21 protein-coding genes are annotated in these 22198 nt (G+C 64.5%); 16 read left to right on the forward strand and 5 right to left on the reverse strand.

The genetic code is table 11. The features are described from left to right. Window positions 1-6 precede the first annotated feature (6 nt). The 8 genes from ABIA70_RS09765 (at window position 7) to dnaE (ending at window position 8531) form a co-directional block, all read left to right on the forward strand. On the forward strand, window positions 7-696 hold the full coding sequence (locus tag ABIA70_RS09765) for a purine nucleoside phosphorylase YfiH/LACC1 family protein (protein WP_354147411.1): 690 nt from the start codon (window positions 7-9) through the stop codon (window positions 694-696). Beyond that, complete coding sequence (locus tag ABIA70_RS09770) at window positions 689-1429, forward strand: YggS family pyridoxal phosphate-dependent enzyme (protein WP_354147412.1); 741 nt, start codon at window positions 689-691, stop codon at window positions 1427-1429. The genes ABIA70_RS09765 and ABIA70_RS09770 overlap by 8 nt, the downstream gene beginning before the upstream one ends. A gap of 88 nt (window positions 1430-1517) precedes the next feature. After that, complete coding sequence (locus tag ABIA70_RS09775; RefSeq protein ID WP_354147413.1) at window positions 1518-2048, forward strand: cell division protein SepF; 531 nt, start codon at window positions 1518-1520, stop codon at window positions 2046-2048. 121 nt (window positions 2049-2169) lie between these two features. After that, entirely contained in the window at window positions 2170-2457 is a 288-nt protein-coding gene (locus ABIA70_RS09780; protein ID WP_354147414.1) for a YggT family protein, read from the forward strand. Between the two features lie 179 nt (window positions 2458-2636). After that, window positions 2637-3332 carry a DivIVA domain-containing protein gene (locus tag ABIA70_RS09785; RefSeq protein ID WP_354147415.1) on the forward strand — a complete coding sequence of 232 codons (696 nt, stop codon included), beginning with the start codon at window positions 2637-2639 and terminating at the stop codon, window positions 3330-3332. Window positions 3333-3425: 93 nt separating this feature from the next. Next, window positions 3426-4004: a signal peptidase II gene (gene lspA, locus ABIA70_RS09790; RefSeq protein WP_354147416.1), complete on the forward strand. Its 579-nt coding sequence runs from the start codon at window positions 3426-3428 to the stop codon at window positions 4002-4004. Then, window positions 3997-4923 carry an RluA family pseudouridine synthase gene (locus ABIA70_RS09795; protein ID WP_354147417.1) on the forward strand — a complete coding sequence of 309 codons (927 nt, stop codon included), beginning with the start codon at window positions 3997-3999 and terminating at the stop codon, window positions 4921-4923. Before lspA ends, ABIA70_RS09795 begins: the two co-directional genes overlap by 8 nt. Before the next feature lie 50 nt (window positions 4924-4973). Continuing rightward, complete coding sequence (gene dnaE / locus ABIA70_RS09800) at window positions 4974-8531, forward strand: DNA polymerase III subunit alpha (protein ID WP_354147418.1); 3558 nt, start codon at window positions 4974-4976, stop codon at window positions 8529-8531. Here the strand turns inward: dnaE and ABIA70_RS09805 are convergent. Next, window positions 8528-9025, reverse strand: coding sequence for a flavin reductase family protein (locus ABIA70_RS09805; RefSeq protein ID WP_354147419.1), 498 nt, complete (start codon window positions 9023-9025; stop codon window positions 8528-8530). The genes dnaE and ABIA70_RS09805 overlap by 4 nt on opposite strands. Window positions 9026-9162: 137 nt before the next feature. Between ABIA70_RS09805 and ABIA70_RS09810 the strand changes: the two genes are divergently transcribed. From ABIA70_RS09810 to nrdR, 3 genes are all read left to right on the forward strand, one after another. Then, entirely contained in the window at window positions 9163-9699 is a 537-nt protein-coding gene (locus ABIA70_RS09810; RefSeq protein ID WP_354147420.1) for a hypothetical protein, read from the forward strand. 9 nt (window positions 9700-9708) lie between these two features. Beyond that, on the forward strand, window positions 9709-11085 hold the full coding sequence (gene hisD / locus ABIA70_RS09815; protein ID WP_354147421.1) for a histidinol dehydrogenase: 1377 nt from the start codon (window positions 9709-9711) through the stop codon (window positions 11083-11085). A 140-nt stretch (window positions 11086-11225) separates the two neighbouring features. Then, window positions 11226-11732: a transcriptional regulator NrdR gene (gene nrdR, locus ABIA70_RS09820; RefSeq protein ID WP_354147422.1), complete on the forward strand. Its 507-nt coding sequence runs from the start codon at window positions 11226-11228 to the stop codon at window positions 11730-11732. Between the two features lie 67 nt (window positions 11733-11799). Here nrdR and ppgK read toward each other — a convergent pair whose 3' ends face one another. Both ppgK and map read right to left on the reverse strand, forming a co-directional pair. Next, window positions 11800-12603, reverse strand: a complete 804-nt coding sequence (gene ppgK, locus ABIA70_RS09825) for a polyphosphate--glucose phosphotransferase (protein ID WP_354147423.1) — start codon at window positions 12601-12603, stop codon at window positions 11800-11802. 59 nt (window positions 12604-12662) lie between these two features. Next, window positions 12663-13541: a type I methionyl aminopeptidase gene (map, locus tag ABIA70_RS09830; protein ID WP_354147424.1), complete on the reverse strand. Its 879-nt coding sequence runs from the start codon at window positions 13539-13541 to the stop codon at window positions 12663-12665. A 119-nt stretch (window positions 13542-13660) separates the two neighbouring features. On the opposite strand from map, the gene ABIA70_RS09835 reads away from it, so the two are divergent. Further along, window positions 13661-13825, forward strand: coding sequence for an SPOR domain-containing protein (locus ABIA70_RS09835; protein ID WP_111906938.1), 165 nt, complete (start codon window positions 13661-13663; stop codon window positions 13823-13825). Between the two features lie 43 nt (window positions 13826-13868). On the opposite strand, the gene panB is transcribed toward ABIA70_RS09835, so the two are convergent. After that, window positions 13869-14774, reverse strand: coding sequence for a 3-methyl-2-oxobutanoate hydroxymethyltransferase (gene panB, locus ABIA70_RS09840; protein WP_354147425.1), 906 nt, complete (start codon window positions 14772-14774; stop codon window positions 13869-13871). A 220-nt stretch (window positions 14775-14994) separates the two neighbouring features. On the opposite strand from panB, the gene glnA (ABIA70_RS09845) reads away from it, so the two are divergent. The 4 genes from glnA (ABIA70_RS09845) to ABIA70_RS09860 all read left to right on the forward strand — a co-directional run bounded on the left by glnA (ABIA70_RS09845) (window position 14995) and on the right by ABIA70_RS09860 (window position 20394). Beyond that, window positions 14995-16335, forward strand: coding sequence for a type I glutamate--ammonia ligase (gene glnA, locus ABIA70_RS09845; protein ID WP_354147426.1), 1341 nt, complete (start codon window positions 14995-14997; stop codon window positions 16333-16335). Window positions 16336-16343: 8 nt separating this feature from the next. After that, window positions 16344-19355, forward strand: a complete 3012-nt coding sequence (locus ABIA70_RS09850) for a bifunctional [glutamine synthetase] adenylyltransferase/[glutamine synthetase]-adenylyl-L-tyrosine phosphorylase (protein ID WP_354147427.1) — start codon at window positions 16344-16346, stop codon at window positions 19353-19355. 69 nt (window positions 19356-19424) lie between these two features. Continuing rightward, a complete protein-coding gene (locus ABIA70_RS09855) occupies window positions 19425-19862 on the forward strand; it encodes a VOC family protein (RefSeq protein ID WP_354147428.1) in 438 nt (145 codons plus the stop codon). Further along, window positions 19849-20394: a GNAT family N-acetyltransferase gene (locus ABIA70_RS09860; RefSeq protein WP_354147429.1), complete on the forward strand. Its 546-nt coding sequence runs from the start codon at window positions 19849-19851 to the stop codon at window positions 20392-20394. Before ABIA70_RS09855 ends, ABIA70_RS09860 begins: the two co-directional genes overlap by 14 nt. A 282-nt stretch (window positions 20395-20676) precedes the next feature. Here the strand turns inward: ABIA70_RS09860 and glnA (ABIA70_RS09865) are convergent, their stop codons facing one another. Further along, window positions 20677-22101 (reverse strand): type I glutamate--ammonia ligase, encoded by a 1425-nt coding sequence (gene glnA, locus ABIA70_RS09865; RefSeq protein WP_354147430.1) that lies wholly within the window; start codon window positions 22099-22101, stop codon window positions 20677-20679. Window positions 22102-22198: the final 97 nt, after the last annotated feature.

Genomic DNA, 22198 nt, shown 5'->3' on the forward strand with positions numbered 1-22198 from the left:
CACGGCTTGTTCTTCTGGCGGACGGCCGTCCGTCCCGGCGTGAGTGTGGCCTTCACGGACATCCACGCAGGCAACCTTGCCCTTCATGTGGGGGACAACCCCGCTGACGTTCTCCAGCGCCGCCGTGCCCTGGAGAACGCCGCGGGCCTGGTTTCCGGATCCCTCAGGTTCATGGAGCAGGTCCACGGCACCGCCGTTCAAGTGATGGAACCGGATACTGCTGCCCCGACGGCGGACGCCATGGTGTCGCAGGGCCTGCCGCTCGCCGTGATGGTGGCCGACTGCGTGCCCGTGGTGCTCGTTGGAGAAGGGCCTGATGGTCCGGTCCTGGCGGCCGTGCACGCCGGCCGTCCGGGCATCGCAAACGCGATACTTCCGGCCGCTGTGCGGAAAATGAGGTCAGCTGGAGCGGCCGGTATCCATGCGTGGCTTGGTCCTTCCATCTGTGGTTCCTGCTACGAGGTCCCCGCTGGGCTGCGTGCAGAAGTCGCGGCCCGGGTTCCTGCGGCGTGGGCTTCCACATCGTGGGGCACACCGTCCCTGGATCTGCCTGCCGGGGCGAGGAGCCAGCTGGAAGCCGACGGCGTCATTGTCGACTACGCGGGGCCTTGCACGCTTGAGACTGATCAGCTTTTCTCCTACCGCCGGTCCAGCGCCACTGGCAGGTTTGCCGGACTCGTGTGGTCACATGAGTGAAAGCGACGCTGCTGCCGGCGCAGGCCGGACGGCTGAGCTGTCCCGGCGGCTGGCCACCGTCCAGCGGCGCATCGAAGCCGCTGCCGCCGCCTCGGGCCGGTCCGGGGAGCTGCCGACCCTGATCGTGGTTACCAAATTCCATCCGGCCGCGGATATCAGGCGGCTGGCGGAACTCGGCGTCCGCGACATCGGCGAAAACAAGGACCAGGAAGCCTCGTCGAAGGCAGCTGAACTGGCCGATCTTGACCTCACCTGGCATTTCGTCGGACAGCTGCAGAGCAAGAAGGCAAAATCCGTGGTCCGCTACGCCCGCGCACTGCACTCTGTTGACCGGCTGACACTGGTGGACAGCCTCGAGCGGGCCATTTCCGCGGAACAGGCCAGGACCGGGCGCGGACCGCTTGACTGTTTTATCCAGGTCAATCTCGACGACGACGCCGGCACCCACCGTGGCGGGGCGGCGCCGGCTGAGGTGCCCTTCCTGGCGGACAGGCTGGCGGCAGCTGTTGGACTGGAGTTGGCGGGCGTCATGGCCGTGGCTCCTCTCGGCAGCAGCCCGGAGGCAGCCTTCGAGAAACTTGCCGGCGTCTCGGCGGCCCTGGTGACGGACCATCCCTCCGCCCGGTCCATCTCGGCGGGTATGAGCCAGGACCTTGAAGCGGCCATCCGCTTCGGGGCGACACACCTGCGAATCGGTTCCGATATTCTCGGATCGCGTCCTGACGTGCGGTAGCGTCGAGCTATAGGAAGTGAATGGCGGGGGATGCCAGTGCTGTCAAGTCATTGGGCGGCCCGTCTGCGGACACGATTAGGAGTCGACCATGGCCGGCGCTCTGCGCAAGACAATGATCTATCTTGGGCTCGCCGATGGCGATGAACATTACGAGTCCGAGCACACCACAACACGTAAGGACGAGGACGAATCAATGGAAGTTGACCGCGAGGAGCGCCGTGCACCGGCACCGGTCCGCGATGTCAGCCGCGAGTCGTCCTACGCCCCCGAAGAGGAATACCGCGCACCTGTGACCCCCATTAAGCGTGCGGCCTCGAGCCGCGAAGAAACCACCGGGCTTCGCCAGATCACCACCATCCACCCCCGGTCCTACAACGACGCCAAGCTCATTGGCGAGAGTTTTCGGGACGGCATCCCTGTCATCATGAACGTCACCGACATGGGTGAGTCAGACGCCAAGCGCCTCGTGGACTTCTCGGCCGGACTGGTTTTCGGGCTCCGGGGGAGCATTGAACGGGTCACGAACAAGGTGTTCCTGCTCTCGCCGTCGTACGTTGAGGTCATCGGTGATGACAAGAAGGTCAGCGAGACCCAGGCCAGCTTCTTCAACCAAAGCTAGCCACAAAAGCTTCGAGCGGATGCCAGGCAGGTACACCTGTCTGGCATCTGTGCTGAAATAGACACGAAACGTTGGCAGGGCACTGCGGTATCCGGATGGACATGGAGATATGAGTTAAGTCATGGGAATTGTTTTCGGACTTGTCTATATCGTCCTGTTGCTGTTCTTTGTGGGGCTCATCATCCGGCTGGTCTTTGACTGGGTCCAGATGTTCGCCAGGGAATGGCGGCCGCGCGGCGTTGCCCTCGTGGTGGCCCACGCGGTGTATTCCGCCACCGACCCTCCGCTGAAGGTGCTGCGCCGGATGATCCCGCCGCTGCGGCTTGGGGGTGTGACGCTGGACCTGGGTTTCCTGATCCTGTTCATCGCCGTCGTCATCGCAATGGCGGTCACCCGGGGTTTCGCGTAAGTTTTCGATAAGACCTAGCGGCGCAGGTGAAGTTCCCCTCAGGGAACGGCAACTCTGCGAAGCGAAGAAATCTCCGGTTTGACACCCAGTGTTGAATTAGAGGAACCAGACAATATTTAGGTACCGTAGTTTTGACGGCCGGAAGGCCTACTGACTAACTAGACCAATGAGGTGACCAGATGGCTTTGACGCCAGAAGACGTTGTCAACAAGCGCTTTCAGCCGACCAAGTTCCGCGAAGGCTACGACCAGGACGAAGTTGACGACTTCCTGGACGAGATCGTCGTGGAACTCAGGCGCCTGAACCAGGAGAACGACGAGCTCCGCAAGAAGCTTGCCGAATCAGGCACTGCCGTGCCGGCCAGCGCAACTGCAGCCGCCCCGGTGGTCGAGAAGGTCCCCGCGCCCGTCAAGGCCGAAAAGGACGACTCCGCCGCGAAGGCCGAAGCTGAGGCCAAGGCTGCTGACGCCGCCAAGAAGAAGGAAGCCGAACAGGTAGTACCTGTTTCAGCCGCTCCGGCCGCTGCGCCCGCAGCTGCTGCAGGCAGCACGGTTTCCGCCGAGTCCGCGGCCGGCCTGCTTGCCATGGCCCAGCAGATGCACGATCGCCACGTCGCTGACGGTCAGGCCCAAAAGGACAAGATCATTGCCGAGGCGCAGATCGAAGCCAGCAGCCTGGTCAACGATGCCCAGGAGAAGTCCCGAAAGATCCTTGGCGCCCTTGAGCAGCAGCGCTCCGTCCTGGAACGCAAGGTTGAGCAGCTCCGTGGCTTCGAGCGTGACTACCGTTCACGCCTGAAGGCCTACATCGAAGGCCAGCTCCGCGACCTCGACGCCCGTGGCTCAGTTGCCGCCCCGGAAGTTGAAGCGCACTAGTTTCGCAAAGCACGTATTCTGAAAGCCGGTGGCTGGGGTTTCCTCGGCCGCCGGCTTTTGTGATTAGCATCGGTTTCACCAAATGAAAGCACCATGACTGACGACCTCGCCGCGGACGCTGCACACCCCGCTTCTTCATCTTCCTCCTCCCGTCCCTCGCGGGCGCGCCTGCTTTCGCTCTTCGCAGGCTTTGCAGTCTTTGCTTACGTGCTGGACCAGCTGACCAAACTCTGGGTGACCTCCACCATGGTGGAGGGAGAACGTATTCCGGTGCTGCCGCCACTCCTGCACTGGTATTTCATCCGCAACTCCGGTGCGGCATTCTCCATCGGCGAAAACGTAACGTGGGTGTTTTCCATCATTATGGCCGGCGTCTCCATTGCCATCCTGTTCCAGGTGCGGAAGCTGGGTTCAGCCTGGTGGGCGTTGGCACTGGGGCTCCTTTTGGGCGGGGCGCTGGGCAACCTGACGGACCGGCTGCTCCGGGAGCCATCCTTCGGGATGGGGCATGTTGTTGACTTCATCCAGCTGCCGAATTTTGCCATCTTCAATATTGCTGATTCCGCCGTGGTCTCCGCGGTGGCCATCATCTGCATCCTGACCCTGAAGGGGATCTCCCTGGATGGTTCCAGGCACGTCACGGCACCACAGAAGAAAGCCGATGATGCCTGAACGCATCGTAGTGGCCGAGGAATTCGGCGGAACACGGGCCGATGCGGGGCTCGCGGGGCTGATGGGGATCTCCCGGAACCTGGCCGCCACGCTTATTGCCGAAGGCAATGTAGTGAACCGTGGCAAAAAGCTCAGCAAGTCCGCGCGCCTGGCAGCCGGGGATGTGCTTGAAGTGACGGTGCCTGATCGACGGGACCCGCTCGAAGTGGTGGAGGAAGTTGTGGAAGGCCTGAAGATCCTGTTGGACGACGACGACTTCGTCGTCGTGGACAAGCCCGTGGGGGTCGCGGCCCACCCGTCACCAGGGTGGGTGGGACCCACCGTCGTGGGTGGCCTTGCGGGCGCCGGGTACCGGATTTCGACGTCCGGTTCCCCTGAGCGGGCCGGCATCGTGCACCGGCTCGACGTCGGCACGTCGGGCGTGATGGTGGTGGCCAAGACGGAGCGTGCCTACACCGCCCTGAAGCGCGCGTTCAAGGAGCGCACAGTGGAGAAGGTGTATCACGCCGTCGTCCAGGGCCTTCCGGATCCCCTCGAAGGCACCATTGATGCGCCCATCGGGCGGCACCCGGGACATGACTGGCGGTTTGCCGTCATCGAGGACGGCCGGCCGTCCATCACGCATTACGAGGTGCTCGAAGCTTTCGGCAAAGCCACCCTGGTGGAGGTGCACCTGGAGACAGGCCGCACGCACCAGATCCGGGTTCACTTCTCCGCGCTTCGCCACCCTTGCGCCGGGGACCTCACCTACGGCGCGGACCCGCGGCTCGCCGCCACGCTGGGCCTGACCCGTCAGTGGCTGCATGCCCGCCAGCTCGGATTTGAGCACCCTGTGACAGGGGAGCGCGTGACGGTCACCAGCGAGTATCCGCAGGACCTCGCCTATGCCCTTGAAGTCCTGGAATCGGGTCAAGCCTAGGCGCTGGGTCGCTGCGGCGGGGACGTCCGGCCAGCGCATAGAATAGTGCGGTGACTTCCAGCAATGCCTCGTTCGTCCATCTTCACAACCACACCGAATACTCCATGCTGGACGGCGCTGCCCGCCTGGGGGAGTTGTTCGATGAGACCGAACGCCTCGGCATGCCGGCCCTGGCCACCACCGACCACGGGTATCTGTTCGGGGCCTTCGACTTCTGGAAACGCGCCACGGACCAGGGCATCAAGCCCATCATCGGCGTCGAAGCCTATGTCACTCCCGGCACCGCACGGACGGACAAGAGCAGGGTCCGCTGGGGCGAGGAACACCAGCGGAAAGACGACATCTCCGGTGGTGGTTCATACACCCACATGACGCTCCTGAGCTACAACAACGCCGGGATGCGCAACCTCTTCCGTGCATCGTCCATCGCATCACTGGACGCCGTGTTCGGGAAGTGGCCGCGGCTGGACCGGGAGCTTCTGAACACGTACTCGGAAGGCCTGATCGCCACCACCGGCTGCCCGTCGGGGGAGGTCCAGACCCGTCTGCGCCTTGGCCAGTACCGTGAGGCCCTGGAAGCTGCTTCGGAGTTCCGCGACATCTTCGGTGCAGAGAACTACTTCTGCGAACTGATGGACCACGGCCTGGACATCGAACGCCGCGTCACCGGGGACCTGCTGCGCCTGGCCAAGGACCTGAACCTGCCCCTGGTGGCCACCAATGACCTCCACTACACCCACGAGCACGACGCCAAGGCCCATGAGGCGCTGCTGGCCATCCAGTCGGGTTCGACCCTGCTGGAGCCCACCTATGACAATGGCGGCTCCCGGTTCGCATTCTCCGGCAGCGGTTACTACCTCAAGTCGCCCCAGGAAATGCGGGAGCTTTTCAGGGATCACCCTGACGCGTGCGATAACACCCTCCTGATCGCCGAGCGCTGCGAAGTTTCGTTCAATACGGGGGCCAACTACATGCCCCGGTTCCCTTGCCCGCCGGGCGAGGATGAGACCTCGTGGCTGGTCAAGGAAGTGGCCGCCGGGCTTGAGTACCGCTACCCGGGCGGGATTCCGGACAAGGTCCGCACGCAGGCCGACTACGAGCTGGAAGTCATCACCTCCATGGGCTTCCCCGGGTACTTCCTGGTGGTGGCCGACTTCATCAACTGGGCGAAGAACAACGGCATCCGCGTTGGGCCGGGCCGTGGCTCCGGTGCCGGTTCCATGGTGGCCTACGCCATGCGGATCACCGACCTCGACCCGCTGCACCACGGCCTGATCTTCGAGCGCTTCCTGAACCCGGACCGCGTCTCCATGCCTGACTTCGACGTCGACTTCGATGACCGGCGCCGCTCCGAAGTCATCGACTATGTGACCCGCAAGTACGGTGACGAGCGCGTCGCCATGATCGTCACCTACGGCACCATCAAGACCAAGCAGGCGCTCAAGGATTCGTCCCGCGTGCTCGGCTACCCCTTCAGCATGGGGGAGCAGCTGACCAAGGCCCTTCCGCCGGCCGTCATGGCCAAGGACATCCCGCTCGCAGACATACAGAACCCTGAGTCCAAGCGCTACGGCGAGGCCGGCGATTTCCGCCAGCTCATCAGCACCGATCCGGAAGCTGCAAAGGTTTTCGAAACCGCCCTGGGCATTGAGGGGCTGAAGCGCCAGTGGGGCGTCCACGCGGCCGGCGTCATCATGTCCTCGGACCCCATCATCGACGTCATCCCGGTCATGCGCCGCATCCAGGACGGCCAGGTGATCACGCAGTTCGATTACCCCACCTGTGAGGGCCTGGGCCTGATCAAGATGGACTTCCTGGGGTTGCGGAACCTGACGATCATTTCCGACGCCCTGGAGAACATCAAACTCAACCGGGGCCATGACCTTGACCTTGACACGCTTGCCTTGGACGACGTCCCGTCCTATGAGCTGATGGCCCGCGGCGACACCCTCGGCGTGTTCCAGCTCGACGGCGGACCCATGCGTGCGCTCCTGAAGCTGATGAAGCCTGACAACTTCGAAGACATCTCCGCCGTGCTGGCCCTCTACCGCCCGGGTCCGATGGGCGCCAACGCGCACACCGATTACGCGCTGCGCAAGAACGGGATCCAGGAAGTCATCCCGATCCACCCGGAGCTGAAGGAACCGCTGGCCGAGATCCTCGGCGGGACCTACGGGCTGATTGTCTACCAGGAACAGGTTATGGCCGTCGCGCAGAAGCTCGCGGGCTATTCCCTTGGACAGGCAGACATCCTGCGCCGCGCCATGGGTAAGAAGAAGAAATCCGAACTGGACAAGCAGTTCGCCGGCTTCTCCCAGGGCATGCAGGACAACGGATATTCCATGGAGGCCGTCAAGACCCTGTGGGACATCCTGCTTCCTTTCTCCGACTACGCGTTTAACAAGGCGCACTCCGCCGCCTACGGCGTGATCTCCTATTGGACCGCCTACCTCAAGGCGCACTACGCGCCGGAGTACATGGCCGCCCTGCTGACCTCGGTGGGCGACGACAAGGACAAGTCCGCGATCTACCTGAACGAATGCCGCCGCATGGGGATCACGGTGCTGCCGCCGGACGTCAACGAGTCAGCCCTCAACTTCACGCCTGTGGGCAACGACATCCGCTTCGGCATGGGGGCCATCCGCAACGTCGGCGTCAACGCCGTCGAAGCCATGGTGGCCGCCCGCGAAAAGGAAGGCGCCTACACGTCCTTCAAGGACTACCTGGTGAAGGTCCCTGCCGTTGTCTGCAACAAGCGGACCATCGAATCACTGATCAAGGCCGGTGCCTTCGACTCCCTGAACCACCACCGGCGGGCGCTGGCGATGATCCACGAAGAGGCCATCGACTCCGTCATCACGTTGAAGCGCAATGAGGCGATCGGCCAGTTTGACCTCTTCGCCGGTTTCGACGAGGCCGAATCCGAGGCTTCTTTGAGCATTGAGATTCCAGACCTTCCGGAATGGGAGAAGAAGGACAAGCTCTCGTTCGAGCGGGACATGCTGGGACTGTACGTCTCGGACCACCCGCTGCAGGGCCTCGAAGGACTCCTCAGCCAGCACGCGGACCAGAGCATCACGTCGGTGATCGCCGAGGACGGGCCTCACGACGGCGCGATCATCACCATCTCCGGCATGATCACCTCGCTGAGCCGCAGGATAGCGAAGGCCAGCGGCAACGCCTACGCCCGCGCGGAAATCGAAGACCTCGGCGGCTCCATGGAAGTGATGTTCTTCGGCCAGGTCTACGGCCCCATCGCATCCGTCTTGGCGGAGGACCTCATCGTGGTGGTCAAGGGCCGCCTGCAGCGGCGCGACGACGGGGCCGTGGCCCTGAACTGCATGGAGCTGTCCGTACCGGACCTCAGCGAAGGCACAAACGGCCCCATACTCATCTCCATGCCCACGCACAAGGCAACAGAGGCTGTGGTCACCGAACTCGGGGATGTCCTGCGCAACCACCGCGGAAACTCCGAAGTCCGCCTGCACCTGCAGGGCGACACACGGACCGAAGTCATGGGCCTGCCGGTGCACCTGCGGGTCAACCCGAGTCCGTCCCTGTTCGGGGACCTGAAAGTCCTCCTCGGGCCGACCTGCCTGGACAACTAGATTTCGTAGTCCAGCGGGACCGGCTGGCCATAGGCGCCACCGTGGTAGAGGAGCGGCGAACCATCGCCGCCCACTTCGCCGTCCACCACTTCGACGACCACCACGGCGTTGTTCTCGAACGAGAGCCGCATCTGGATTTCGCCGATGAGCCAGCCTGCGACGCCCTTGAGGATCGGGACGTTGTGCGGGCCAAGCTCCCAGTGATCTCCGCCGAAACGGTCTTTGGTGCGCGCGAACCGGTCTGCCAGCTCCTGGTTTTCCAGACCAAGCATGTGGACACCGAGGTGGGTGGTATTGGCCACCGCGGGCCAGGAACTCGAACTCCGGGCCATGTTGAAGGTGAACCGCGGAGGCTGTGCCGACAACGAGGCAACGGACGTTGCGGTGAAGCCATACGGCTCGCCCTGGTAGTTGACGGTGATGATGGCAACGCCGGCCGCGTGGCGGCGGAACATCTCCTTGAAGGTGTTCTCGTACGCCGTCTTGTCTGTCATGGTGGTAACCGGCTCCCTGAAACGCAGGCTTAATTCGGACTCTGCATTAAGCGTATTGCTCCTGCCCGGCCCGGCGGAATCGCCTGACCCGCCACGTCATCTGATCGGGTGGTGCCAACTTTTGTTAAGGTTTATTAATGAGTCAACACGCCGCCCACCGCCGGTCTTCCCGTCCACCGTGGAAGTGGTTTGCCGTTGCAGCGGCCGGCGGTGTTCCGGGCGGCCTCCTCTGGTGGCTGCTGGCCCCGGGCGGACTGAACCTGATCACCCGTGATCCTGCCCTTGCCAACGGAACCAATCCCGAGGTCTGGCTGCCCCGGGACCTTACGCTCGCGGGCATCTTCGTGTTCCTCGGTTGCCTGGTGGCCGTCTTCCTGACGGACAAAGACGGCCGCGCTTCGCAGCCGGCCTTCCTCTCCAGCCTTGCCGGCGGCCTTGCCGGCGCCGTCCTGGCGTGGCTGAGCGGTGTACTCGCAGGGCAGCTCTGGGGAGCGCCCGCCGACACCTCGGTTAACGCCAGTGTGGCCTTTTCGCTCCGGGCCCTGCCTGTCCTGCTCCTTTGGCCGGCTGCCACGGCAGCGTCCGTTTTTGTGCTCAGCCTGTTGAACCTGCTCAACCGCGGGCCCGACGCCGGCAGCGCCCCGGTAGCCGGTGGGACCGCCCCGGGTGCGTAAAATGGACCGGTGACCATTACTCCTGAGTTTTCCGCCGCCCCTTCTGCCGCAGCCGTCAGCTTCCGCACGGTCGATCTTCGGGGACGGGGCCTGACGCTCGCCGGTATGCGTGCCGCAGTACCCCGGGCCCGGCAGCACACGGTGGCGGACGCGGAACAGAAGGTCCGGGACATCATCGGGGCAGTCCGCGAAGGCGGCTTCGCCGCGCTCAGCGAGCTCTCGCTCAGGTTTGACGGCGTCCGGCAGGAACACCCGCGGGTCCCCGCTGAATCCCTGGCCAAAGCACTGGCGGACCTCGATCCGGCGGTGCGCAGGGCGCTGGAAGAATCGATCAGCCGCGCACGGCGGTTCGCTGACGGACAGCGGCCCCGGAATATCGACGTCGAACTCGGCGAAGGCGCCCTCGTCAGCCAGAACTGGGTGCCTGTGGGGCGTGTGGGCCTGTATGTCCCCGGCGGCCTGGCCGTCTACCCGTCATCAGTGATCATGAACGTGGTGCCGGCCCTTGCTGCGGGCGTCCAATCCATTGCCCTCGCATCGCCGCCGCAGAAAAACTTCGACGGACTCCCGCACCCCACCATCCTTGCGGCGGCTGCCCTGCTGGGCATCGACGAGGTCTACGCCATCGGCGGCGCGCAGGCCATCGCCGCCTTCGCCTACGGTGTGGAGGCGGGTGACGCCGGACCTGCCCTGGAACCCGTTGACGTAGTCACAGGTCCGGGAAACATCTTCGTCGCCACTGCCAAACGCCTGGTCAAAGGCGTGGTGGGAATCGATTCAGAGGCAGGCACCACCGAAATCGCGATTCTTGCCGATTCCTCCGCGCAGCCTGCCCTGGTGGCTGCGGACCTGATCAGCCAGGCCGAACACGACCCGCACGCCGCCTCCGTACTCATCACCGATTCGGAAGACCTTTCCGCCGCTGTCCGTGCGGAACTGGACAGGCAGTCCGCCGGCACCAAGCACTCTGCGCGGGTCCGGGAGGCGCTCTCCGGCCCGCAGTCAGGTGTTGTCCTGGTGGAGGACCTCGAGCAGGGCATCGCCGCCTGTGACGCCTACGCGGCCGAACACCTTGAAATCATGACCGCGGACGCCCCGGCGGTGGCCGCCCGGATCCGTAACGCCGGTGCAATTTTTGTGGGTGACTACAGCCCGGTCAGCCTGGGCGACTACTGCGCCGGCTCAAACCACGTCCTGCCCACCAGCGGTACGGCCGCGTTCTCCTCCGGACTGAACGTCACCACGTTCCTGCGTGCCATCCAGGTGGTGAATTACAGCAGGGCGGCGCTGCAGGAAGTCAGCGGCCACATCGTGAGCCTGTCCGGCGCCGAGGATCTGCCGGCCCACGGCGAAGCTGTCACTGCGCGGTTCCAGCAGCCGCGCTGATCACCTGCGCGCGGGCGTGAATGCCGGAGTATCCACTACATGTAGTAATTACAGGATTGTTATTCCGCTACATGTAGTCGTAGACTGATAGACGGCCAGAGGAAGCAACAGGTCACAGGAAGCAACAGGGAGGGGACATCATGTACTGTCCGTTCTGTCGTAATCCGGACTCCCGTGTTGTGGACAGCCGCATGGCCGACGACGGCTCAGCCATCCGGCGCCGTCGGCAGTGCCCGGAATGCGGCCGCAGGTTCACCACAGTGGAAACAACCAGCCTCTCGGTCATCAAGCGTTCCGGCGTAGGCGAGCCGTTCAGCCGGAGCAAGGTCATCAACGGCGTACGCAAGGCCTGCCAGGGACGCCCTGTCAGCGAAGATGACCTGGCGCTCCTCGCCCAGGAGGTCGAGGAGCAGATCCGTGCCTCGGGTGCTGCGGAAATCGACGCCCACGAGGTGGGGCTGATCATCCTGGGGCCCCTGCAGAAACTCGACCAGGTGGCCTACCTTCGCTTCGCCAGCGTCTACCAGGCATTCGAGTCGCTTGAGGACTTCGAGACTGCCATCGCACTGCTCCGTCACGAGTCAGCTGAAGACGCCACGCAACAAACCGCCAAGGGCGCCAAGAGCTCCGAGAAGACCCCCCTGTAGGCACGGGCGTAGAACTTCCGGTGGTGGCAGCGGAGGGGAAGCCGCAGCCACCACCGGCACTCCGGACTTATTTAGTCAGCTTGTGCTTGACTGCAATTTCGACGGCGGCACCGACGATCCCCGCCTCATTCTTCAGCTTGGCGGGCACGATGGGTGTGCGCAGCCTGAGGTTGGGCAGGTATTCGTCGGCCCGCTTGGAGATGCCGCCGCCCACGATGAACAGTTCCGGGGAGAAGAGGAATTCCACGTGGGAGAAGTAGCGCTGCAGCAGCACGCTGTACTCATCCCAGCTGAGCCCGTCCCGCTCGCGTGCCACGGCCGAGGCCTTGCTTTCGGCGTCGAAGCCGTCAATCTCCAGGTGGCCCAGCTCGGCGTTGGGAACCAGGCGTCCGTCGAAGATAAAAGCGGAACCGATGCCGGTGCCCAGTGTGATGACCAGGACAGTACCGTCGATCCCGGCGCCGGCACCGTAGCGGGCCTCCGCCAGGCCGGCGGCGTCGGCGTCGTTGATGACCTCGACGGGCCGGCCCAGCCGGGCGGTCAGCAAACCGTCGATGTCCGTGTTGAGCCAGCTCTTGTCCACGTTGGCTGCCGAATGGACCACGCCATGCTGGATGATGCCGGGGAACGTCACGCCAACCGGTGAATCGGCGGCCGGTGCCTCGGGACGTGCGGACAGCTCGGCCACCACCTGGGCAACCACTTCAGCAACAGCCTCCGGGGTTGCGGGCTGTGGAGTGGGAACGCGGAACCGCTCACCGAGGAGCTTGCCCTTTTTCAGGTCGACGATGCCGCCCTTGATTCCCGTTCCGCCGATGTCGATTCCGATCAGCGGGGAGTTCTTGTGCGACTTCTCGTCCTTCTTGGCCAATGTTGTTCCGTTCTTGGAAGGGCGTGCGGGGCGGGCCGGGTGGCTGACCAGCACGGATTTCAGGGCAGGGTGAGGATTTCGGCGCCGGACTCTGTCACCAGCAGGGTGTGCTCGAACTGGGCTGTCCGTTTGTGGTCACGGGTGACCACCGTCCAGTCGTCCTCCCACATGTCCCATTCAACCGTACCGAGTGTCAGCATGGGTTCGATGGTGAAAACCATGCCTGCCTCGATCACGGTGTTGTAAGCGGGGGCTGCGTCGTAGTGCGGGATGATGAGCCCGGTGTGGAAGGCTTCCCCGACGCCGTGGCCGGTGAAGTCCCGCACCACACCGTAGCCGAAACGCTTGGCGTACGACTGGATGGCGCGTCCGATCACATTGATTTCCCGGCCGGGTGCCACCGCTTTGATGGCCCGGTTGAGCGATTCCCGGGTGCGCTCAACGAGCAGCCGCGATTCTTCATCGACGTCGCCGACCAGGAACGTGTAGTTGGTGTCGCCGTGGACGCCGTTGATGAAGGCGGTGATGTCGATGTTGATGATGTCGCCGTCCTGCACCACGGTGCTGTCCGGGATGCCGTGGCAGATCACTTCGTTCAGGGACGAGCACAGTGATTTGGGGAATCCGCGGTACCCCAGGGTGGACGGGTACGCCCTGTGGTCCAGGAGGAATTCGTGGCCCACCTTGTCCAGTTGGTCGGTGGTCACGCCAGGCTCGATGTGTTTGCCGACCTCGACGATGGCCTGTGCGGCGATCCGGCTTGCGATCCGGATTTTCTCAATCGTTTCGGCCGACTTGATCTCTGATCCGGTGAACTTGGCCGGAGCGGGCTTGCCCACGTACTCGGGGCGGGGGATGGACGCCGGTACGGGGAGCTGCGGGCTGACCGTTCCCCGGGTGAGGGTTCCGGTGGGTGCAGTCGAGGCTAGGGAAGGCATAGATTGATCATATAAGGGACCGCAGAACGCCAAGTAACTTCAAAGACCAACCTGTCCCGATCCGTGCATAAGTTACGTGGATCACAGAAAGGCCGTTGAGGCCGGAACGAGGAGCACCGATGACGGAGTACTGGTACAACGTGAACACCCACGAGGTGGAGGAGGATGCGCTTTCGGACTGGAGCCAGCTGATCGGCCCCTACAAGACCCGCGAGGAAGCTGAACACGCCCTGGAAAAGGTCCGGGCGCGCAACGAGGCCTGGGAAAAGGGCGACGAGGACTGAACAGCGTTCGAAGTATCCGCCACGGCCGCCCGAGAATGCCGTCCTAGAAGGAGTGCTCGGGGCCTGGAAACTGGCCTGAGCGGACTTCGTCGCCGTAGGCTTTCGCCGCATCACTGAGCGTTGTGCGCAGATCAGCATACTGTTTGACGAACTTGGCCATCTTCCCGCCGCGGAGTCCCGCCATGTCCTGCCATACCAGAACCTGGCCGGTGGTGGCGTTGCCGGCACCGATACCTACTGTCGGCACGCTGACCGCCGCGTCCACTGCGGCGGCGGTGTCCGCGGGAACCATTTCCATCAGGACACAGAACGCCCCCGCCTCCGCCAGCGCCACGGCGTCGTCGATCAGGCGCTGGGCGTCATCGCCGCGGCCCTGGACACGGTAGCCGCCAAGGGCGTGCTCGCTCTGCGGGGTGAAGCCGATGTGGGCCATCACCGGGACGCCCGCCTGGACCATGGCGCGGACGGTCTCGGCGTAGTACTTGCCGCCCTCGATCTTGACTGCGTGGGCCAGGCCTTCCTTAAGGAAACGGACCCCGGTTTCCACGCCCTGCCGGGCTGAGACTTCGTAACTGCCGAACGGGAGGTCGGCCACCACCAGCGCACGCTTGGCGGACCGTGCCACGGCGCGGCAGAGGGGGAGGAGCTCATCGACAGTGACCGGCAGGCTGGTCTCATTGCCGAAAACATTGTTGGAAGCGGAATCGCCCACCAGGAGGACTTCGATGCCCGCCTGGTCGAAGATCTCCGCGCTGTACTGCTCATAGGCGGTCAGCATCGCGAACCGCGTGCCGTCCCTTTTGGCTTGCTGCAGGTGGTGGATCCGCACCCTGGCAGCGGGCTTCGCGGGACCTGCCGACGACGGCGCCGGCACCTGTGCAGGGCCGTTTCCGTAAGGTGCGGGTACTTCGGCGGACGCGCTTGAGTCAGGGCTGTTGGTTGTGGCCATGCCAAGAGCGTAGTGCTGTACCGGCGCTCCAAGCTACCGCCGGGCGGCCGGAACGCCGTGATCCGCGTCATATTCGGGCCGCCTGCGGTGTTAACGCTGTGTTACGTGCGGGGCCGGCTCCCGCATTGGAGCCAATTGCTTAGTAAAGTGATGGTGAGCTGCTGCCGGCTGCCGCTTCCGCGGACCCGGGGCAAGAACGTTGACCGGAGAAGAGGCCTTCATGGACCGCCAGCAAGAGTTTGTCCTGCGCACTATCGAGGAGCGCGACGTACGGTTCGTACGCCTGTGGTTCACCGACGTCGTAGGTTCGCTCAAGTCTGTGGCACTGGCCCCGGCCGAGGTGGAGGGCGCCTTTGAGGAAGGCCTCGGCTTCGACGGGTCCGCCATCGAGGGCCTTGCCCGCGTCTTTGAATCCGACATGCTGGCGCAGCCGGATCCCTCCACCTTCCAGATCCTGCCCTGGCGCGGCGAGACCGAGCAGACATCCCGCATGTTCTGCGACATCCTCACCCCGGACGGCGAACCGTCCGCCGCAGACCCGCGCAACGTTCTCAAGCGCACCCTGGCCAAGGCCGCGGACATGGGCTTCACGTGCTACACGCACCCCGAAATCGAGTTCTACCTGCTCAAGTCCCAGGATCCGGGCCCGGACGGCGCCCCGGTTCCGGTTGACGAGGGTGGCTACTTTGACCACGTGCCCGGCGGCGTCGCCCAGGACTTCCGGCGCACGGCGGTGACCATGCTGGAGTCCGTAGGCATTTCCGTGGAGTTCAGCCATCACGAAGCAGGCCCGGGCCAGAACGAGATCGACCTCCGTTACGCTGACGCCCTCCAGACTGCGGACAACATCATGACGTTCCGGACGGTCATCAAGGAGGTCGCCCTGCAGCAGGGCACCTACGCAACATTCATGCCCAAGCCCTTCACCGCGCACCCGGGGTCCGGCATGCATACCCACTTCTCGCTGTTCGAAGGTGATACCAACGCCTTCTACGAGGCCGGCACTGAGTTCCAGCTGTCCAAGACGGCACGCCAGTTCATCGCCGGAATCCTTAAGCACGCACCGGAGTTCACGGCCGTGACCAACCAGTTCGTCAACTCCTACAAGCGGCTCTGGGGCGGCGGGGAAGCACCCAGCTACCTGAGCTGGGGGCACAACAACCGGTCGGCGCTGGTAAGGGTTCCGCTCTACAAGCCCGGCAAGGGCCAGTCGGCCCGCATCGAGTACCGCGGAATCGACTCCGCGGCAAACCCCTACCTCGCATACGCAGTCCTGCTGGGTGCGGGCCTGAAGGGCATCGAAGAAGGCTACGACCTTCCAGCCGCTGCCGAGGACGACGTCTGGTCGCTGAGTTCAGCCGAGCGCCGCGCCATGGGGCATGACCCCCTGCCTGCGAGCCTGCACGATGCAATCCGCTCCATGGAGGACTCTGAGCTGATGCCGCAGATCCTTGGCGAGCAGGTCTTCGAGCACTTCCTGCGCAACAAGCGCGCCGAATGGCAGGATTACCGGCTCCAGGTCACGCCCTACGAACTGCAGCGCAACCTCGGCATTCTTTAGGCGGCGCGGTGAGTCTTGCCCGCCGCCTCATCTCGGCCGGCTTCAGTGACCTGGAGAAGGGCGAGCGGTTCCTTGCTGCCGCCGAACTGGACGGACTGGACCAGGACAGGATCTTCGCGGGCCTGGCGATGGCGGCAAACCCGGACACCGCCCTGCAGTCCCTGGTCAGGCTGATTGAAAAACACCCGGCGCTCCGGGAGTTGGCCGCCGCTGATCCGGAGACCAGTGAGCCGCTATACCGGGTACTAGGGGCCTCTGAGGCTTTGGGGGAGTTCCTCATCCGCCATCCGGAGCACCTTGCCGCCTTCGACGTCAAGGCCAGTCCCGAGCCGCGCCAGGCGGATCCCGAACAGCTCCGTGCTGCCCTGCTGACATCCGTCCGGGCCGACCCGGGGTCGTCCCGGCCGGTGGCGGGGATGACCGGCGCCGAAGCATACGCGGCACTGCGAACGGCTTACCGGCGCGGAGTGGTGGACCTTGCGGTCAAGGACCTGTGCGCGGTGGACCCGCTGGACTTCATGCCGGCGGTGGGAGCCGAACTCGCGGATCTCGCAGGTGCCGCCATCGAGGCGGCGCTTGCCGTCTCCCGGGCGGAGGCGGCCGGGCAGTTCACCGCAGGGGAGGTGGCCGGCGTCGGCCTTGCCGTCATCGGAATGGGCAAATGCGGAGCGCGGGAACTGAACTACATTTCCGACGTCGACGTCATTTACGTGATGGACGCCGGGGACCTGGACGATGCCCGTGCCAATACTGTGGGGACGGCCCTGGCCACGGGGATCTCGCGGGCCATCTTCTCCGTGGCACGCGAGCCGGGCCTATGGGAAGTGGATGCCAACCTCCGGCCGGAGGGCAAGTCGGGACCACTGGTCCGCACCCTGGCCTCCCACGAAAGCTACTACGCCCGCTGGGCCGAAAGCTGGGAGTTCCAGGCCCTGCTCAAGGCCCGGACCATAGCCGGAGACAGGGAGCTTGGTGAGCGCTACGAAAAAGCGGTGGCGCCCCTGATCTGGAGTTCGGCCGGCCGCGAAGGATTCGTCGAATCGGTGCAGGCCATGCGCCGCAGGGTGACCGAACACATCCCGGCCGCTGAGGAACAGCGCCAGATCAAGCTGGGCCGGGGCGGCCTGCGCGACGTCGAATTTACCGTCCAGCTGCTTCAGCTGGTGCACGGAAAATCCGACGAATCGCTCCGCCGCCGGGACACCACCTCGGCAATTGCCGCCCTGTCCGCCGGCGGCTACATCGGCCGGGCGGACGCCGCTGCCTTCGACCATGCCTACCGGTACCTGCGGCTCCTTGAGCACCGGATCCAGCTGTTCCAGCTCCGCCGGACGCACCTGATGCCTGTCAATGAATCTGCCCTGCGAGCCCTGGCGAAGGCGGTCCTGGGCCCCTTTTCCAATGACCGGCCACCCGCGGACGCACTGCTGGCCGCCTGGCAGAAGACGAAGCGTTCAGTCCGTGAGCTGCACGAACGGATCTTCTACCGGCCGCTGCTCAATACTGCGGCCAAGCTCAGCAGTGAAGATGCCAGACTGACGCCGGAGGCCGCCCAGGGCCGCCTTGCCGCGCTCGGCTACGGGGACCCGCGCGGGGCGATGAGGCACATCGAAGCGCTGACCGCAGGCGTCAGCAGGCGGGCCGCCCTGCAACGCCAGCTGCTGCCCATCCTCCTGGACTGGCTCGCCGAAGGCGTCGACCCCGACGCCGGCCTCCTCGCGTTCCGACGCGTCAGTGAGGCTCTGGGCACCACCCACTGGTACCTTGGCATGCTCCGTGATTCCACTGCTGCCGCCGAGCGGCTGTGCCATGTGCTCTCCAACTCCCGCCTGATTGCGGACCTCCTGGAGGTGTCACCGGAATCGGTGGCATGGCTGGGCAACGACAAGGATCTTGCGCCGCTTGGCTTCGAAGCCCAGTGGCAGGAAATCACCTCCAAGATGTCACGCCACTCGGACCCTGAGAGCGCCATGCGGCTGATCCGGCTGATCCGGCGCCGGGAAATACTGCGGATTGCGATCGCCGATTCCGCCGGGCTGCTTAGCCAGGAGCAGGTGGGTGCCGAGCTCGCGGACACCGACCGTGCCGCCGTGCTGGGTGCCCTGCGGGTGGCGGAAGGCACCGTCTCCGCCGGGGGCCCGCTGAAGACCGCCGTGCTGGTGGTGGCCATGGGACGGCAGGGCGGCCGGGAGATCGGCTACGGCTCCGACGCCGACGTCATGTATGTCCACCGTGCATTGCCCGGAAACTCGGAGGACGAGGCACAGGAACAGGCCCAGAGGATTGTTTCCCTGGTGTCCGGGCTGCTCACCCAGCCGCTCAAACCGGCCATCATGGCCGAACGGGTCCTGCAGATGGATGCCGACCTGCGGCCGGAGGGCAAGAACGGCGCCATGGTGCGGTCCCTGGATTCGTTCGCCGAATACTACCGCCGGTGGTCGCTGATCTGGGAGGCGCAGGCCCTGCTTCGGGCCAGGCCGATGGCGGGGGACGATGACCTGGCCCGGGACTTCCTGGCCTTGATAGACCCGATCAGATACCCCGAATCGATTTCAGAGCAGGACGTGCGGGAGGTGCGCCGGGTCAAGGCCCGGGTGGAAGCCGAGCGCCTGCCGCGCGGGGCCGATCCCGCCCGTCACCTGAAACTCGGCCGCGGGGGGTTGAGCGACGTCGAGTGGCTGGTGCAGCTCCTTCAGCTCCAGCACGCCGGCAAACACCACGAACTGCGGACGACGTCCACTGTTGAGGCACTGGATGCTGCGGCTTCCCTGGACCTGATCGCCGCGGCAGACGCAGAGCTGCTCGCCGATGCCTGGCGGCTCGCCAGCCGGATCCGGTCAGCCAATGTCATCTGGAGCGGCAAAGCGTCGGACCTGCTGCCGTCATCCCGGCGCGACCTGGAGGCAGTGGCGCGCTGGTGCGGCTACGAACCAGGTAACGCGGCGGCGTTGGAGGAGGACTACCTTCGCCTGAGCCGGCGTGCCCGGGCTGTTTTCGAACGTCTCTTCTACGGTCACTAGCAAGGGGCCGGCTGACAGCCCGCAGCTGACTGGAGACACCTGGCGTGGTCCGGTGCTAGCTTTGGGGCCATGGCTACCCAAATCTATCTGAACCTGCCCGTCAAGGACCTCAAGCGGTCGGTGGACTTTTTCACGGCCCTTGGTTTCTCCTTCAACCCGGACTACACGGATGAGAATGCCACCTGCATGATCATCAATGACAACGCCTTCGTCATGCTCCTGGTGGAAAACTTCTTCAAGACAACCACGTCCAAGGACCTGGTGGATGCCACCCGTGCGACCGAGGCCATCACCGCCTTCTCCGTGGACAGCAAAGAGGCCGTGGACGAGACAGTGCGCAAGGCCCTTGCCGCGGGCGGCAGGCCCTCGCAGGAGGTCCAGGACTACGGCTTTATGTACAACCACAGCTTCCAGGACCCGGACGGGCATCTTTGGGAAGTCCTGTGGATGGACCCCGCAGGCCCGCCCGCCGAAGACGGAACTGCCGCAGCCAGTGAGGGCCGCTGACCTGAGAAGCCCCCTTGCTTCTGTCTGGCTGATTGCCCTTGATGAGCTCGACGCCGATTCCCTCGCCATTCAGCTTGGTGAAGTCGCCGGCCTGGAGCTGGCGCCGGGCCAAAGCACCTTTGTAGGGGACCCGCTCCGCATGGCCCTGACCGGTCTGGCCGAGGAATCGCGGTTCACGTACGTCATCGAAGCCGACGGTTATGCGGTGGGGGTTCTGACACTGCAGGCCGGTGCCGCGGGCCTTGCCGGCTGGCCGGATGAGAACTCGGCCTGGCTGCTGCGGGGGTTCCTCATTGACCGGCGGCACCAGGGCAAAGGACTCGGGCCGCTGGCCGCGGCGTCCGCCGTCGAAACTGCCGCGAAACTGACCGCGAAGCTGAATACGGCGGAAACCGGCGTCGTACTTTCCGTCAATGAGGGAAACCATGCAGGGCTGTCCGCGTACCGGCGAGCGGGTTTTGAGGACCGCGGCCAGTACCTGGGCGGCAGTTCCGGACCGCAGCGGACCATGTTCCGGAGCTTCGCGGGATAGGGTGCGGCCGCAGGGCGCATCTTCACAGACGGCGCACCGAAGGTTCATTTGCCTGGGGGCCGGCATTGGCAGATCATGTGGATTGGCGGTGTTCTCATACCTTGTTGGGGGGAAGGCCTGAACAGTCTTCGTCTCGGGGGCACGCGTCAGGGGGCCGGCTCTTGGTCTCAGCACGTCTGGAGCCGGCCCCCGCCTGAACACAAAAAGTCCGCCCGCCGTGCAGCTTGGCTGCACGGCGGGCGGACTTTGACGGACTGAATACCTGCTCAGCCCTGCGGTTTGCTAGACGCCGTAGTAGAGCTCGAACTCGTAGGGGTTCGGGCGCAGGGACAGCGGGCGGATCTCGTACTCGTACTTGTACTCGATCCAGGTGTCGATCAGGTCCTGCGTGAAGACGCCGCCGGCCTGCAGGAACTCGTTGTCCTCGGCCAGGGCCTCCAGGGCCTCCTCGAGGGTACCCGGTGCCTTGGGGATGTCCTTGGCTTCCTCGGCGGGGAGCTCGTAGAGGTCCTTGTCGATCGGTGCGGGCGGTTCGATGCGGTTGCGGATGCCGTCAATGCCGGCCATCAGCTGGGCAGCGAACGCCAGGTACGGGTTCGAAGAGGGGTCCGGCGCGCGGAACTCGATGCGCTTGGCCTTGGGGTTCGAACCCGTGATCGGGATACGGATACCGGCTGAGCGGTTGCCCTGCGAGTAAACCATGTTCACCGGAGCTTCGAAGCCCTTGACCAGGCGGCGGTAGGAGTTCACCGTCGGGTTGGTGAAGGCCAGCACTGCGGACGAGTGCTTGAGCAGGCCGCCGATGTACCAGCGGGCGGTGTCGGACAGGCCGGCGTAGCCCTTTTCGTCGTAGAACAGCGGCTCGCCGTTGGTCCACAGCGACTGGTGGCAGTGCATGCCCGAGCCATTGTCACCGAAGACCGGCTTCGGCATGAAGGTCACGGACTTGCCCCAGGCATCGGCCGTGTTCTTGATGACGTACTTGAACTTCTGCAGGTCATCCGCGGCGTGCGTCAGGGTGGTGAACTTGTAGTTGATCTCAGCCTGGCCGGCGGAGCCCACCTCGTGGTGGCTGCGCTCGACCTCAAGGCCGGCCTCATCCAGGGCGATGCACATGGCGTCGCGGAGGTCGGCCTGCTTGTCCGTGGGGGAGACCGGGAAGTAGCCGCCCTTGACGGGGGTCTTGTAACCGAGGTTTCCGCCTTCTTCTTCGCGGCCCGTGTTCCAGTGGGCTTCTTCGGAGTCGATCTTGTAGAAGCTGCCCTCCGGTGAGGACTGGTACTGGACGTTGTCGAAGACGAAGAATTCGGCTTCCGGGGCGAAGAACGCGGTGTCTGCGATGCCGGTGGAGGCGAGGTAGGCCTCAGCCTTTTCGGCCACGCCGCGGGGGTCGCGGTGGTAAGGATCTCCGGTGCGGGGGTTCACGATGGAGAAGTTCAGCGCAAGCGTCTTCTCCATGCGGAAGGTGTCCAGGAATGCGGTGGTGACGTCCGGGATCAGCTGCATGTCCGATTCGGCGATGCCCTGGAAGCCGCGGATGGAAGATCCGTCGAACAGCTGGCCGTTGACGAAGAAGTCTGCGTCAACGCTCTTGGCCGGCACGTTGAAGTGCTGCTGGACACCCGGGAGATCGGTGAAGCGGATATCGACGAACTTGATATCTTCGTCTTTGATGAACTTGAGGACTTCGTCCGCATTCTTGAACATCTATGCTCCTAACGCATATGTAATAGCTGGCTGCAAGCCACTGATCCAGCGCAATCCGAAGGGCAGGGAGACGGGGTTTCCCTGCTTCGGGTTCGCT

It is taken from the genome of Arthrobacter sp. 754 (assembly GCF_040548695.1).
Taxonomy (GTDB): domain Bacteria; phylum Actinomycetota; class Actinomycetes; order Actinomycetales; family Micrococcaceae; genus Arthrobacter.

Coding starts and splice junctions, on each gene's coding strand:
- ABIA70_RS09770 (WP_354147412.1), top strand. CDS start 689: ATGAGTGAAAGCGACGCTGCTGCCGGCGCAGGCCGGACGGCTGAGCTG.
- ABIA70_RS09775 (WP_354147413.1), top strand. CDS start 1,518: ATGGCCGGCGCTCTGCGCAAGACAATGATCTATCTTGGGCTCGCCGAT.
- ABIA70_RS09780 (WP_354147414.1), top strand. CDS start 2,170: ATGGGAATTGTTTTCGGACTTGTCTATATCGTCCTGTTGCTGTTCTTT.
- ABIA70_RS09785 (WP_354147415.1), top strand. CDS start 2,637: ATGGCTTTGACGCCAGAAGACGTTGTCAACAAGCGCTTTCAGCCGACC.
- lspA (WP_354147416.1), top strand. CDS start 3,426: ATGACTGACGACCTCGCCGCGGACGCTGCACACCCCGCTTCTTCATCT.
- ABIA70_RS09795 (WP_354147417.1), top strand. CDS start 3,997: ATGCCTGAACGCATCGTAGTGGCCGAGGAATTCGGCGGAACACGGGCC.
- ABIA70_RS09805 (WP_354147419.1), bottom strand. CDS start 9,025: ATGACAGACAAGACGGCGTACGAGAACACCTTCAAGGAGATGTTCCGC.
- ABIA70_RS09810 (WP_354147420.1), top strand. CDS start 9,163: ATGAGTCAACACGCCGCCCACCGCCGGTCTTCCCGTCCACCGTGGAAG.
- nrdR (WP_354147422.1), top strand. CDS start 11,226: ATGTACTGTCCGTTCTGTCGTAATCCGGACTCCCGTGTTGTGGACAGC.
- map (WP_354147424.1), bottom strand. CDS start 13,541: ATGCCTTCCCTAGCCTCGACTGCACCCACCGGAACCCTCACCCGGGGA.
- ABIA70_RS09835 (WP_111906938.1), top strand. CDS start 13,661: ATGACGGAGTACTGGTACAACGTGAACACCCACGAGGTGGAGGAGGAT.
- panB (WP_354147425.1), bottom strand. CDS start 14,774: ATGGCCACAACCAACAGCCCTGACTCAAGCGCGTCCGCCGAAGTACCC.
- glnA (WP_354147426.1), top strand. CDS start 14,995: ATGGACCGCCAGCAAGAGTTTGTCCTGCGCACTATCGAGGAGCGCGAC.
- ABIA70_RS09855 (WP_354147428.1), top strand. CDS start 19,425: ATGGCTACCCAAATCTATCTGAACCTGCCCGTCAAGGACCTCAAGCGG.
- glnA (WP_354147430.1), bottom strand. CDS start 22,101: ATGTTCAAGAATGCGGACGAAGTCCTCAAGTTCATCAAAGACGAAGAT.